The sequence below is a fragment of the Gimesia sp. genome (genome assembly GCF_040219335.1).
Lineage (GTDB): Bacteria > Planctomycetota > Planctomycetia > Planctomycetales > Planctomycetaceae > Gimesia.
Genome location: NZ_JAVJSQ010000006.1, coordinates 117072 through 131660, shown reverse-complemented (window position 1 = coordinate 131660; position 14589 = coordinate 117072). Strand labels below are relative to the sequence as shown.

General features: G+C 52.0%; 10 protein-coding genes, 1 tRNA gene and 1 pseudogene. 10 read left to right on the top strand and 2 right to left on the bottom strand.

All coding sequences use genetic code 11. The features are described 5' to 3' along the window. Nucleotide 1 precedes the first annotated feature (1 nt). Nucleotides 2-1474 (bottom strand): NAD(P)/FAD-dependent oxidoreductase, encoded by a 1473-nt coding sequence (locus RID21_RS06675; protein WP_350187888.1) that lies wholly within the window; start codon nucleotides 1472-1474, stop codon nucleotides 2-4. A 101-nt stretch (nucleotides 1475-1575) separates the two neighbouring features. On the opposite strand from RID21_RS06675, the gene RID21_RS06670 reads away from it, so the two are divergent. The 9 genes and pseudogenes from RID21_RS06670 to RID21_RS06630 all read left to right on the top strand — a co-directional run bounded on the left by RID21_RS06670 (nucleotide 1576) and on the right by RID21_RS06630 (nucleotide 10629). Continuing rightward, nucleotides 1576-3159, top strand: coding sequence for an aldehyde dehydrogenase (NADP(+)) (locus tag RID21_RS06670; protein ID WP_350187887.1), 1584 nt, complete (start codon nucleotides 1576-1578; stop codon nucleotides 3157-3159). 274 nt (nucleotides 3160-3433) lie between these two features. Next, nucleotides 3434-3506 (top strand) — tRNA-Lys (locus RID21_RS06665). A 164-nt stretch (nucleotides 3507-3670) separates the two neighbouring features. Beyond that, complete coding sequence (locus RID21_RS06660; protein ID WP_350187886.1) at nucleotides 3671-4360, top strand: peroxiredoxin; 690 nt, start codon at nucleotides 3671-3673, stop codon at nucleotides 4358-4360. A gap of 18 nt (nucleotides 4361-4378) precedes the next feature. Beyond that, nucleotides 4379-4705: pseudogene (locus tag RID21_RS06655) on the top strand (protein kinase domain-containing protein); the annotation flags it as partial. Nucleotides 4706-4804: 99 nt separating this feature from the next. Then, complete coding sequence (locus RID21_RS06650) at nucleotides 4805-5161, top strand: protein kinase domain-containing protein (protein ID WP_350187986.1); 357 nt, start codon at nucleotides 4805-4807, stop codon at nucleotides 5159-5161. A 234-nt stretch (nucleotides 5162-5395) separates the two neighbouring features. Further along, nucleotides 5396-8761, top strand: a complete 3366-nt coding sequence (locus tag RID21_RS06645) for a hypothetical protein (protein WP_350187885.1) — start codon at nucleotides 5396-5398, stop codon at nucleotides 8759-8761. Between the two features lie 241 nt (nucleotides 8762-9002). Continuing rightward, the gene (locus tag RID21_RS06640; RefSeq protein ID WP_350187884.1) at nucleotides 9003-9572 is read left to right on the top strand and encodes a hypothetical protein; all 570 of its coding nucleotides are present in this window, start codon (nucleotides 9003-9005) and stop codon (nucleotides 9570-9572) included. A 99-nt stretch (nucleotides 9573-9671) separates the two neighbouring features. Continuing rightward, complete coding sequence (locus tag RID21_RS06635) at nucleotides 9672-10214, top strand: hypothetical protein (protein WP_350187883.1); 543 nt, start codon at nucleotides 9672-9674, stop codon at nucleotides 10212-10214. 169 nt (nucleotides 10215-10383) lie between these two features. Further along, the gene (locus RID21_RS06630; RefSeq protein ID WP_350187882.1) at nucleotides 10384-10629 is read left to right on the top strand and encodes a hypothetical protein; all 246 of its coding nucleotides are present in this window, start codon (nucleotides 10384-10386) and stop codon (nucleotides 10627-10629) included. A 669-nt stretch (nucleotides 10630-11298) separates the two neighbouring features. Here the strand turns inward: RID21_RS06630 and RID21_RS06625 are convergent. Beyond that, nucleotides 11299-12342: a DUF1559 domain-containing protein gene (locus RID21_RS06625; RefSeq protein ID WP_350187881.1), complete on the bottom strand. Its 1044-nt coding sequence runs from the start codon at nucleotides 12340-12342 to the stop codon at nucleotides 11299-11301. A gap of 603 nt (nucleotides 12343-12945) precedes the next feature. Here RID21_RS06625 and RID21_RS06620 point away from each other — a divergent pair. Next, the gene (locus tag RID21_RS06620) at nucleotides 12946-14574 is read left to right on the top strand and encodes a sialidase family protein (RefSeq protein ID WP_350187880.1); all 1629 of its coding nucleotides are present in this window, start codon (nucleotides 12946-12948) and stop codon (nucleotides 14572-14574) included. The last annotated feature ends 15 nt before the right edge of the window (nucleotides 14575-14589 follow it).

Genomic DNA, 14589 nt, shown 5'->3' with positions numbered 1-14589 from the left:
CTCACCGCGGTTCCGCTTCCGGGGCCGCGGTGTAGTAATACATGTGGGGCACCGCTGGTTCGAACAGTCCCACGCGATCCCAGGGCGCGAGCAGTTCACGCGCAGTCTGCAGCCAGTCTGTTTTGTGGTCTGCGGAAAGGTCATCGCGGGAAACAAGCCCATACCAGTCGGCAACCGCCTGTCGAAAACGTTCATCGTCGGCACAGAGGAGCCAGGGTCGTTGCTGTTCGTGAAAGCGGAGGTGCTCATAGCTCGTCGCGGCGGCGAAATAGAAGAGCGTACTCAGCCAAAACCGTTCAAAATCATGCCGACTACGATAACAGCAGGCGACCAGAGTATCGATCAATGTGCGTTCGGTCTGCAGTGATTGTGAGTATGCGGCGAGAGCTTCGGTCAGCGTCCCCTGCCCTGAATGCTGTTGCAGGATGGTAACGAGTCGTTCGATGCCGCACAGCGTGTGGGCGATGCCCGTGCTGTGTAACGGGTCGATGAAGCCGGCGGTGTGAGGAAGCAATGCCCAGTCCGGCCCGGCACACTCTTTCCAGCCTCGCTGCAGGCGGCCGGTGGTCTGCAGTCCGTCTACCGGGGCGACGCATTCTGCAGTAGCGAACTGTGCTTTAATCGAGGGATAACGGTCCAGCATTGTTTCCCAGTTCTGCTGCCCTGTTTCTCCGTCGAAAACGAAGCCGGCGCTGGTGATGCCGTTATTGAATCGCAGCTGCCACATCCAGCCTTCATCGAGAACATGATGCAGGGCGCTGCGATCGGAGTTGAAGGGATAATCGTCCCGCTCGATGCCCTGCCGGTCCAGGATGGTCTGCCAGGGTGCGACATTGTGGAAATGCCCGAAGATCGCGGACGAGTGAGTTTTGAAATCGGTTTCCGCTTCGATGCCCAGCGTGTGGGCAACGATACCCGCGGCCCCGGTGGCGTCGATCAGAAAGTTCGCCTGGAGATCGATACGTTCGCCGAATCGGGTCCCCTGGATCTGCCAGCCCGGGTAGTTGTGCTGTAATTCAACTTCGGTCTGATCTTGATAGACAATGCCGGACGCAGCTACCTGCCGGGCGAACCAGTGATCGACGTCGGCCCGGTACCAGTGTGTGTCGGCGAGCATGTCACTGAGATTGGCGGTCACCAGCAATTCACTGCCATGCGCGGGCTGTGCCTGGAAGGGCTGATGCGGCGTGTGGGCAAAGTAACTGAAGCCCCGCTTAATGCCGCAGCCGATGTCGGGATAGGCCTGCTGCCAGGTCCCATACTTGCAAAATGGCTCAAATTGTGGAAGATCGTACTGTGCAGCCAGTGACTGGAGCAGATAGCCGGCGGCGGGCGTGGAGGATTCCCCAATCGCGAAACGGGGATGGGTGCCGCGGTCGACCAGGGCGACGGAGAGTCCGATGCGATCGAGCAACAGGGCCGTCAGACTGCCGCCGAAACCGGCTCCCAGGATCACCACATCAAATTGCTGCATCAGAGCGGACAGCCTCTGCTCGAATCGAAAGACAAACGAAAACACACGCTGCACATACTAACTGATTGCCCCGCAAAAAAGCAGGTTGAAAAGGATAGATCATGGAAACACAACCGGTTCTGATTAACGGAGAATGGACAACCTCGACAGGGTCTCAGACGTTTCAGGGAGTGAACCCCGCGACCGGCGAAACGCTGGCCCCGCTGTTCCCCGTCAGCCCCTGGGACGAAATCGAATCTGCCATCATTGCGGCCGCTGAGGCATCCAAAGCGATGCGAGGCTGGCCGGGCGAGCGGTTCGCCGCCTTCCTGGAAGCATACGCGAATGAGATCGAAGCCCGCGCCGACGCCCTGGTCGAGGCCGCACATGCGGAGACCGGCTATCCCGAATCACCGCGGCTGCGTGACGGCGAGTTGCCGCGGACGACAAATCAACTGCGTCAGGCCGCCAATCATGCCCGCGAAGGTTCCTGGGCACAACCGACCATCGACACCGCGACCGGCATTAGTTCGATGTTCGGGCCGATTGGTCCCGTGACCGTGTTTGGCCCGAACAACTTCCCGTTTGCGTTCAACAGCATCGCCGGGGGTGACTTCGCCGCAGCGGTTGCCGCGGGGAACCCGGTGATCGCCAAGGGACATTCGTCGCACCCGGAAACCACACGCATCTTCGGTGAAGCCGCCGACGCTGCCGCCAAAGCGACTGACATGCCGGCCGGTTTCGTGCAGCTGATCTACCGGACGAGCCACTCCGACGGCTGCCGACTCGTGTCGCACCCATTGATGGGGGCCATCGGTTATACCGGCGGACGGAGTGCGGGGCTGACCATCAAGGAAGCAGCCGACAAGGCGGGCAAGCCGGTCTATCTGGAACTCTCCAGCATCAACCCGGTCTTCGTTCTGCCGGGTGCACTGGCCGAGCGGAGCGCGGAGATCGCGGAGGAATTCAAGGGGAGCTGCCTGATGGGAACCGGTCAGTTCTGTACGAACCCGGGGCTGGTGGTCCTCAAAGCCGGGGATGCTGCGGAGACTTTCATCGACCAGGTCAAACAGCAGTTCGAAGCGGCCCCGGCCGGCGTGCTGCTGAGCGAAGGAGTGCAGCGTGGCTTCCTGTCCGGTATTACCGCGATTCAGGAAGCAGGGGCGACACTCGTCACCGGTGGGACTTCCACCGAAGGCGACGGGTTCTCCTGTGCGAATACGCTGCTGCTTGTCTCGGGGAGTGCCTTCCTGAAAGATCCCGAAGCTTTACAGGCCGAGGCGTTCGGCAACAGTTCGCTGTTTGTCGTCGCGGAGAGTGATGAGGAGCTGGTTCAGATCGCCGAGTGCCTGGAGGGGAACCTGACCGGATGCATTTACAGTCAGACCACGGGCGAGGATGACGGGCTGTACGATCTGGTCGCCCCGGCCCTGCGTCAGAAGGTGGGCCGACTGCTGAACGACAAGATGCCCACCGGCGTGGCCGTCAGCCCGGCGATGAATCATGGCGGCCCCTTCCCTTCGACGGGACATCCGGTCTTCACGTCGGTCGGAATTCCGGCGGCGATCCACCGGTTCTCGATGCTGCAGTGCTACGATAATGTCCGCCCCGGGCGTCTGCCGGCGGCTCTGCAGCCAAAGAATTCGAATCCGGCCCAGTGGCGTTATATTGACGGAATGTACACACAGGGCGATTACGGAGCGTAGTCAGGGGACGAAACGGGCCGTGGACTGCGGCCCTGCAGTCACTTTAAAAACGTTCAGAGGCGGGAATAAGCGAACCTGTCAGGGAGTAGAGGCGTCTGAACGACTAAGGGTTGAGAAAATATGAATTTAGAGAGATTTTTTTTGCCCGTAACGTTGTGAAGTGATTGTGGTTGTTGCTATTATCCTGACTCAGTCATCAAACGGCCTGTCGAGCAGCGGACACCGACCATACCGCACCAAATGCTCCGGCCGATCAAATACAGTGAGAACAAATGAGGGCGTAGCTCAGTTGGTAGAGCAACGGACTTTTAATCCGTAGGTCCAGGGTTCGAATCCCTGCGCCCTCATTCTTAAGAGCCTTAAGCTTCTATAGCTTAAGGCTTTTTTGTTTTATGGCCTGCTTGTTTCATTTGACCTCGCTGGTTATGACGAGAGTTAAAGGCATTCCTGTTAAACTGGAGTGCCTGCGTTCGTGTCGCGTCTTTGAGTCTGAACTGTCAGGGGAGATTGAATGAACTCCGTACAAAACTGTGTCGTTGGTTCACAGGTTCGACCATTTCAATTGAGCGTGGTTACCCCCGACCTGCAACACGAGCAGATCCAGTCCGCAGATTACCAGGGACGCTGGCTGGCACTGATCTTCTATCCGCATGACTTCTCCTTTGTCTGCCCCACCGAACTCACAGGATTCAGCGCTGAGAAACTGCAGTTTGATCAACTCAACTGCGATCTATTGGGGGTGAGTATCGACTCCCTCGAGACACACGCGCAGTGGCTGAATACCCCCGCAAATGAAGGCGGCGTTGAAGGTCTCCGTTTTCCACTGGCCTCTGATCCCCAGGGGGCGCTTTGCCAGTATTTTGGCGTCTGGCGGGAGGTCGACGGCCTGCCGAATCGCGGATTGTTTCTGATTGACCCGGAAGGGATCCTGCGCTTTGCTGCCAGTTATGACTTGAGCGTGGGTCGGAATGTACAAGACGTCCTGCGTATCTTGGATGCCTTACAGTCCGGAGGACTCTGTCCGGCCAACTGGAAACGTGCCGATGGTGTGCTGGATACCGTGTCGCTTTTGAAGCCGGGCCGGGTTCTCGGCCATTACCGCATTGAACGCGAGCTGGGCCGGGGTGCTTTCGGGCAGGTTTTCGCAGCCGAAGACATGCGTCTCGGTCGTAAAGTTGCGCTCAAAATCATCGTGAAATAGGATGATCAGACTGAAAAACAACTCCTGCGTGAGGCACGGTCGGCAGCCGGCATCCAGCACCCGAATGTCTGCACGATTTATTCTGTGGATACGATTGACACCATACCGACGATTGTCATGGAGTACATCGATGGTGGCTCACTTGCAGATCTGATTGACAGCGGATTCGATCGACGTCAATTCCGCAGGATCGCGGAGCAGATTGCTTTGGGACTGGCTGCTGCTCACGAAAAAGGAATCGTGCACGGAGACCTGAAGCCGGCGAATATTCTGCTGCGGGGAGGCGACGAACCAGTGATCGTCGACTTCGGGCTGGCCCGTTCTTTTCGTCATCAGGAGGTCGTCACCAGAGCCGGTTCCGATACCGGACCGCAGTTTACGGTCACGACGAACGCAGATGTCGCTACGGAACCGGAAGCAGCAGAGCTGGAGTTGGATGAAACCGTGGTGCTCAAATCCAATCCCATCGATGCAGCCACCGTCTCAGCTGCCGACTCCAACGGCATCTCTGGTACCCCGGCTTATATGTCTCCCGAACAGGCCCGCGGCGCTCGCTTGAGTGCCGCCAGCGACATCTTCTCCCTGGGATTAATATTCGCCGAAATGCTGTGTGGTGCATCAGTAATGCGCGACATGTCGGCTCTGGAAATCATCTCTGCTTTATGGAGACCGGATTTCGTCGAATCATTAACAGAGAAGATTCCCCCTGAATTCCGCAGCGAGCTGATTGATCTGCTGGCGATGGAGCCTGATAAACGCCCCAGTGCGAAAGGAGTGAGCAGAAGGATGGGAAGACACTAGGACTCATATCTAATTCAATCCTGTCCCCTTAACTCACTGCCAAGGAAGTGAGGTGATTTGGACGAATTGCAGCTCACTTTAAAAGTATGTAATGCGGGAAGGCAACCCGCGTCCTTTGTCGCGATAAGTCTCTTTCAAGAAGAGCTTGACGAAGCGAAAGTGAACTATACAATTGAACAATCCTGAATCTGTTCTCTCTCACTCAAATTCCCTCATAGGGACATGAGGTCCGCGATGCGCACGAACACTCTCCGTTTTTTTCTGAGCCTGGTTATTGCATGTTTCTTTCTGGTGCCACTTGCCCTCATTTCTGCTTTTCAGGACAAAGAAGAGTCTGCTGTGCGAATTGAGCAGGGGGCCATCAATATTAAGGTAGAATTTACTCCGCAACAATATTTGAACACATCGTTTCGCGTTTCGTATACGCTGCATAATCCGTCAGACAAACCTGACAGTCTTACGCGAATCTTTCCCGTGTCTGCTCCACTAAGGGCGCTGTATGATACCAAAAAGCCGTGGTGCCGTATCCTGGTTGATGGTAAGCCAGTGAATTATGAAACTCAGCCGGTCTTAAAAGCAGCAACTCCTAATACTGGATTTCGGCAATTTAAAAATCAGGACGAGTGGGGGGATCGGTTTGAAGCCCTGATTCAGCAAGATGTGGAACTACTTGGTTTGGTCACCAAATATCGGCAACTCATCAGAGACCGTGCAAATCTCAGGGAAATTTCCACGACTTTTGAGAGTCGTGGAAATAATCATTTGATTTATAAAAGTCACCAAAAAGTATCTGCTGCGTATCATGTTGCCAGGGGAGATGCTTCTCTTCTCGATCTAATCGAGTTGATGCCTGAGATCGATCCGAAGTTTAGAATTGACTTACCCGATACTCAAAGGAAATACGTTTCGATTCTTGCTCGAAGTTATGGTTTCGCCCCCTATGAGAAGCAATGGCGTGCGCAGGCTGACAAGTGGTTAGCCTCTAAGCCAGATCTTGCAGAGCTTGTACCGAAGTTGCGTCAGGCCTGGGATATGCAGCGTGAGCCAGAGGAACTGCTCAACGGTCCGATGCTAAAATACGTTCACGACCATATGGGCTTAAGCCTGCAAATGTCAAAGCAGTTTGTCGGATATATCCAGGCCGGTGCTTTCCATCCGCATCCCCATCTCCCGAGTGTATCGCTCATGAGAACCTTGTTTCCTGATATCGATCAAGAAATAAAAACAGAGGATCTCGAAAGAACAAAAAAACTCGCTGAATGGGGATTCAATGAGTCATTGGTGAGCCCCTACACGGGGAAATTGATAAAGTATGACACTGAGCCACGCAGAGAAAGTAACGATTTTTATTCTGACCCGACTGTGTTGGATGCAATTGGTCGGCCACAGCAGGCGGAATTTTTATCGCGCAGATACCGTTTAAATCAGAATTGTCAGCCAGTATTAATTTCCTTTGCCGCACCATTACAGGCCAAAAGTCATAGTAAGATCTTCATTGAGTATGATTGTCACACGGATTCATTTCCCAATCCAGGGAACTCTGGCCAGCCTTTCAATAACATAACTGAACTGTCGGCTGTCTTTCCCGCGCTTCAAACTGTACCTGTGACAGTTACATGTCCTGCAACCGTCCAGCCAATTATTGCTCCTGCTCCTCAATCAGTTACAAAACTAGAAAATGGTGGCTGTCGCTTTGAGACTCGGCTCATCAATGAGGCAACGATGCTGCATTTGATTGCGGTCGATTTCCAAGGTAATGGCTATTCTTTCGGCGAGTCCCGTGTTGAGTTGGCTGATATTGAGACAGTTCTTAAGAAGACCAAAAATATAACGGTCAGACCACTGTTAATGACTAAGTTGTTTTCCAGGCTGAGAGGAAAACAGGCCTATCAAGTTGGAGTTAAGATCCAGCAGGAATACCCTGGCTTTCTGGACAAGTATTCGCGATCACGGAGACAACGGAGGATTGATCCTGATCGCGTCGCAGAAACCAACAAATGGATTGAGGCTAAGGGGAAGTCGCCTAAAATGATATCCGACAGTGACTTCGCCAGATTGGAAACAATCTACAAAAACAAGGATTATGATCCAGACATTAGTGAACTGCAAGAATTTGGTAAATGGCAAGTGTTCATAAAGCGACTCGATCAACTTGATATCGCGAAGCTTGATGTGCAGGAACAAATGGGCCGATTGTTTATGCTGTGTACTGCTGGAGTTGACTCGAAACAAAACTTCGCCAGGTTGTTGAAACTTGCTGAATCGAACCCAAAGCATGTTAATGAATCGCTCAGGATCATTGAAGCTTTGCAAATGGATAAGTCAGCCGCATTACCGTTTGTGCTCAACCAATTTGATCCGGATCTCCCTGAAAAAATGCGTGCTAAGAAACTCACTGCTCCAGCAGAAGTCTGGCAACGACGAAACCAGGCTCTCCGCACACTTGGTTCCTTTCGATCCCCCCAGACTGCAACACGGATTATTGCATTGATTCAGTCGACCGATGATTCATTATCGATCCAGGAAGCCATGGAAGCTTTATCTCAGATGACTCTCCCTGAGCATTTTGAGGAACTCGTTCGCATTTCTGATCATGTTGCAGAATCTTCAGAAAGTGATTTCATTCGGTATCTCGAGTTATTAGTTCGGTCAGATGATCAAAAAAAGGCACCACCGGTATTAAATCGTCTGCGCAAAAAATATCCTGAACTGGCAGCACGTATTACTCTGTCTCTTGCTCAATATCAGCCGGCTGTGGAAATCGCTCGCGCTCAAACTGTCTATCAGAATCCCAAAGCTCAGGAAGAGGAACTGCAAGCAGCCATTAATGTTTTATTCAAGTATGCTGAACCGACTGATATCGTAATACTTGCTTATAGAAAAGGATTACCCCAACGGATGAACCAACGGCTCGTCAGGGTTATTGCGAAAAAGGGGGGAGATGAATCTGCCTATCCATTTGTTGAAGCTTATTATCTGGAGTTTATCCAAGGACAGAAAGCAGACAATGACTTGACCTGTGTATCAGCTTTCGAAGAGATAGGAGATCAACGCGCCATTCCCTACTTGACAGAGATTGTCAAGAACTCAGAACGAAAAGAAGATGCAGCACACGCCATTGGTAATATTATCTTTGACAAGCGAATCAAAAAGAAAATTGATTACCATAAGTTGGAAAAGTTGGATGAGAATATTCGCACACTCTTTCGAGATCCCGCATACATAACTGAGAAGGAACACACTCAGGCACTCGATGTTTTGCTCAAAGACCCTGGTGAATCTATCGAACGCATGTTTCAGCGTGGAGATTTGCAATCAATCATTGATAGCCCCGACTCTCAAAGGTATATGATGGATCGCCAGGTATTTTCCATCCTCAATCGATTTGGCGATTTGCCGACCCGTCTGATTCTGGAAAAAAGCGATGGTTGTTCATTGGAGAAGCGATACAAGATTGCAGAGATACTCGCGGTCTTGCTGCCCGAATCTCGTCCGCTGATTGAGGCAGCTGCCCTCGACAAAACTGCTGACATCGATCGCAGAGCAACGGCTCGGCTTGCTTTGAAAATGTATCAAGACCGCTTGAAACTGGCGCACTGAGAATATCAAGAGTCTGATTTCTTTGGACGCCTTCGGTGATCGTTTAAAAATTCGTTTTTTCGAACTGCTACTGAAAAGCTCGACATCCGCCCTGAAAACCACGGATAGAGTCCGACTTTGTCGTGTGCGATATCATAATTCCCGGGAAGATAAATTGGGTAGCGACTCATGTCGAATTGAATCCTGCCCTCTTAACTCACTGTCCTTATTTTCAATCATCATTCTCAATGGGAGACTACAGTTGTCATATTTTAAAACAGCCATTCGTGCTGCGACTGAGGGAGTCATTGAGAGACTGAAAACAGCTCACTGTAATAACGAGGTTTATGCCCTGGTTTTTTATCCGACATCAGGCTTTGGCGATATTGATATTTTATATGCAACCAAAGGTTGGTTGAGCAAACAGCCGGCAGGAGAAGGTCCGCAACCTGACGATGAAATACTTGAGTTGCTTAAATCACATCCAGATTTGTTACAGCAGGTAAAATCCCACCGGACATCGGAATATTACTTCGAAGTGAATGCGTATAAATGGGATTCCCCTATCTCTTTTTTCGATCTTTTTACTGCTGTGAACGAGATACTCCATGAAATGGAAGAGAACGATTCAATCGAATCAATACTGACTGAGGTTTTGCAGGATCTGCGAAGCACTGGTCAATTCCAAAGCGATGCGTTTGCCGAGGATGTGTTACTGGGGGTTCAGTTTTCTGATCCCAGTCCCAACGAAGTTGATCTGGTCACAAGAATCTCGCTGGCGGTCAACTCAGCAGAGACGCATGCAAAAATCTGTGACGGCTATGGTATCTAGGTTAATATTATTCACAGGCTTCAATAGTCCATATCAACCCAATACATAAACCTCATTCCCATGCTTTTAGAGAATGAAGAAATTGATTAGAACAAGAAGATGGCGATACTCTCAGAAATTGATAAGCAGCTGATACTTGATCTGGCAGTTAACAAGATCGAGATTGATGAATTTTACAATCGGTACTCGGTTAATATTTCAGATGATCACAGTTATGTTCTACGGATGCTTGAGCTGGCAGAACAGGCACAGGATGCAGAAACAATCGAGTATTTAACTTATCTCCGAGGTTATCATCGGGACGTAGAACCGAAGCATATTCATTGTGAAATCTTTCGCAGACTGCTATTAGAAGAATGGCACCACAGCCATGAATACATGATTGATGCATTGTGGTTTGAAAAAGAAACTGCAGGCATTCCCGTTTTAGTGCAACGGGCATTGGGAACGTTGCCTCAATTAGATGAATTAGACGATGCTTCTTTACGTAAAAGATCTGTCTACGCCATCGCCAAGATTGGCGGGGAGTCAGCAGTTGAGGCTTTAAAAGATTTAGCAGAACGCGGTTCTAAACAGGTTCGCGAGACCGCTCAGAAGTGTATTCAAGACATTCATAACGATGCGAAATATTTAGGATCCTGAAAAACCATTCTGCCTGACTTAACTCTTTGATTCGCCTTGTGCTTCAAGTCTGGAACGAAGCTTCCTGTTGAAACGGCGATTCCATTCTCATTGAAATCGTGTAAAATGGGTTCTGCACATTTCCAACCCTTTAGAGATTATTCGCATGACGCAAAGCAGGCGTTCAATTTTGATCCGGTTTGCAGCTTATGCGATTCTGCTGTTGCTGGTGATCTATGTATTAAGCATCGGACCTGTTGTTGCATTATTGATTGATGCAAAGGGCAACGTGATCCACCCGGAATATGTGAATGGCTATTCCGCCTTCTATGCCCCCGTGATTATGCTGGTCGATCATGTTGGATTCATACAGCGGTATTACTGGTGGTACGTCAATCTTTGTAATGGCTCAGAGATTCACATTGTCTATCAATAGCCAGGTAAACGTGCACATGGCTGACAGAAGAGTCTAAAACCATCCGCTTTCTGGGCTTATCGCTACCTCTCCTGTTGATGGGGTATGTCTTAAGCATTGGGCCATTGGCTGCCCTTACGTACGACGCAGACATGAAACCCCACAATCCTCAAATCGAAAAATTCCTGACACGGTTTTATGCGCCGTTGACATGGGCAGCTGATCAAAACGCTTACCTGGGGCAAGCATTTATCTCATATATCGAATTCTGTCGCGGTTCTGAAATAACCGACGCTGATTGATCGTGCTGACATAACGAGTTCGATTTGCTCAATTCCGATGTTGAGAGGGTCATACGAAACGATTTGACAATGTTGTCCAGGTTGCAGACATCTGCTGTCGAATCTCCCCTACTTCCTGCTCGTCAGCTACATCAGAGTCTGGCACGGCATGGTCCCCGAATCGCTGACCTGGTCCGATCCGATCTGGGATTAGCCTCTTTTCTGCACTGATGCCTTTGGGAATCTGTTCTGGTTAGAATATCTCCAGGCGGGCGGACACGCGGGTACCGTCGCTACGGTTCTGTTGAGCGAGCAGATAGTGTGCTCTCCGACAACGAAAACAGCCTTCAGCAGGAGGTCCGCTGAAGGCTGTGATTCTTTGGGTTGGCAAGTGAGTTCTCTTTGAGGCTTAATACTCGCCGACAACTTCGCCGTCTTTGGGGTTGCAGAGGCGGCGGATGATGTGGACGTCGATGTTTTCCGACAGGAAGTGGACGCTGCCGTCACCCAGCAGAGCGTGGCAACCGCCGACATGGGCACTGAAGGGTTCATCATTGGGTCCGCAGTTATTGGTGGCCCAGGGACAACCTGAGGGGCCGTTAATCGGCGAACTGTTGTTGTTGATGATGTTCTTGCGATTTCCGGCAGTCATGTTCGGAGGACCGGAGACACCACTGCCGTTATCGGGGTCAGCCCAGCGGTTGGGGGCACCGTAAGGTCCGCCAAAGGTTCCGGGGACCACGTCGGCTGTGGCGAACAACTGAGTTGTATCCAGACCGGTTGCACCGTTGACGATTTTCTGAGTCTGGTTGTAGTGTCCGGCGGTCTGAGTCGGGCGGTTACCGTCTTCGATCACCAGGATGGTGTTACTCAACCCGTCGATGGAAGTCGTGATGGGATTGTAAGGTCCCAAAGCACCACAGCGGTCCGCGTTCAAGGCACCGCTGCCACTCGGGTTTCGCAATCCGGTGGTCGGGTCGAGGTCGGTATAGGCAATCGGCATGTAGTCGGTGATTCCATAACCGAGGGAGTCGACCTGAGTCAGCGAACTGGAGGGACAGACATAGACCGGCAGCTTTGTCTTACACAACGGGGCATTGACGGCGTTGGTGTAGTGGAAGTTGAAGTTCCACTTCTGAGCCAGCGGAGCCTGGTCGGTGTAAGGCAGAATTGCGACGTGCATCGAAACCGGCATCATGCGACGGGTAACGGCGCGTTCGTCGGTGTATTCACCTGATGTGGGGAAACGGGTATAGCTTGACTCGTAGTTTGCGATCGCGAGACCGATCTGCTTCAAATTATTTTTGCACTGTGAACGACGGGCGGCTTCCCGTGCCTGCTGAACCGCGGGGAGTAATAGTGCGATCAGAATAGCGATAATGGCAATTACCACCAGCAATTCAATCAACGTAAAACCTCTGTGGCTGACGCGCAGCCCGGACTGTGAACGCATAATCTTCCTTTCATTGGATGTAAAACCACCGCCCTCAATTAAAACGAATCGTCCAAGGGCAGATAAAACCTACGGCGTGTATAGACCGTGGGCGTCCAGGTGGCGGGTAGCAATGGCCGTTGACGTACGTAAGGCGGGTGATCGAGGACCAGGTAGTCCCATGGCGGGCAGCTAAAGCCGAAAATGTACGGATGGCGGGTGAAAAGTTATTGGGCGTACCAGCGGCGGGGGGCAAGGACGGAAGATGTCCAGGTGGCGGAAGCGAGTACCTTTTGGCGGGAAATTGAAAAACCGGATTCGCGGATTGATGACCTACGATCTCCGAATTTTTCCCCATTGTACGAGTCGAAATGAAGTCTTAATGTGCAATATATGAATATTGCGTGAAGCCCCTGGAAGGAATGAGGGCGTTTTAAATCCATTTGAAATCGTGTTGTAAACAACGTGCAAAAGACGACTTCGTGGAAACTCGGGCCACGTAACAGTACCATGGACTTATGTTGCCGCTGGTTTTGGAGGACCTGTTTCCAGTTGGATATTTATGAATGACTTCCTGAGCCCTTCACAGGTGACATGATATTACATTTTCGAAAGGTTGCCACCATGAGACTTTCCCTGACGCTCACCTGCCTCCTTCTGTTGCTGACCTGCGGTTCTCTGCCTGCGGAATCGAAGGACACTCCCGTCGACACTGGAGAGTTGCTGAAGGATTTCGTTCATCCACCGGTTAATTTCCATCCGGGTGCGGAATCGAACTCGGAGGCACGTAAATATCAGGGAATCCCCACGATTGAACGCACTCCCGGTGGTCGTCTGTGGGCAGGCTGGTATGCCGGGCCGATTCATGAAGACCGCTTCAACTATGTGATGGCGGCGACCAGCGATGATGATGGCAAGACCTGGAGCGATTTGAAATTTGTGATCAACCCCGACGGCGACGGCCCCCGCCGTGCTTCGGATCCCTGTTTCTGGCTGGATCCATCGGGCAAGCTGTGGCTGTTCTGGTGGATGAACGGGGGCGATCTGAACGTGACGATGTCGATCACAACCGAGAACCCTGATGCGGAGAACCCCACCTGGACCAAACCGCGGGCGTTGTTCCCCGGTGTGATGATCAATAAGCCGATCGTCACGAAGAATGGGGAGTGGCTCATGCCGGCTGCGATCTGGCACCAGGATGACAGCGATCGGGTCATGGTCTCGAAGGATCAGGGGCGCACATGGGCACTGCGGGGTGCCGCCAACGTTCCGAAGGACCGCCGGAACTGTGATGAACCGATGCTTGTCGAACGGAAGGATGGCTCTTTGTGGCTGCTGGTTCGCACCGCTGGCCACGGGATTGGCGAAGCGGTCTCCACCGATGGCGGTCGTACCTGGACCGAGGTGAAAGATCATCTGCAGCAGACGACATCCCGCTTTCATATCCAGCGACTGGCATCTGGTAATCTGTTGATGATCAAACATAATGGAATCGATGAACGGGCCCGCGGGCGGAATCATCTGACCGCCTATCTCTCGGATGATGACGGCAAGTCATGGAAAGGCGGGTTACTGCTGGATGCACGGGATACGGTTTCTTACCCGGATGCCACCCAGAGCCCGGACGGAACGATCTACGTGATTTATGACTGGAACCGTGCGGACGAGAAACATATTCTGCTGACGACATTCACGGAAGCCGATGTGTTGGCCGGGAAGTATCAGAGTTCCGCGGCGCGTGAGCGGGTGCTCATCAACCATGCGACGGGCGTTAATCCGAAGCCCTGGCGGAAGAAGCAGCGAGTCACATCTTTGAAAAATAATGAAAAAGGTGCCGCCCTGCTTGAGGAGCCGGGTGCACAGTTGAAACCCGTGAAGGGCGAAGTGCGTAACGTGAAGCTCGGTGAGGCGATCTTCAGCAACCGCAGCTATGCCTTTCACGACAAGCTGCCCCGTTTTCTGCAAGGCGGGCAGTTTATATTCAGCCCGATGGAGCAAACCGAACTCGTCTGTACCTCACCGGGCGTGGTTTACGCCGTAACTCCCCTGCCGGACCGTAACCAGGACAGCGTGACGGACGAATTACAGAAGCAGGGATTCGAACTGGCGGCGGTCCCTGAATTCGTACTGTTCCTGATGCCGGGCGGACGCGAAATTCCCGGGAACGTCTGTTCGGTCTATCAACGCCGTGTCGCGGCAGGAGATCGCATCAAGTTCGGTAAATGGGGCGTCGTGATCACAAAACCGGAATGATCGTAGAGATCATAG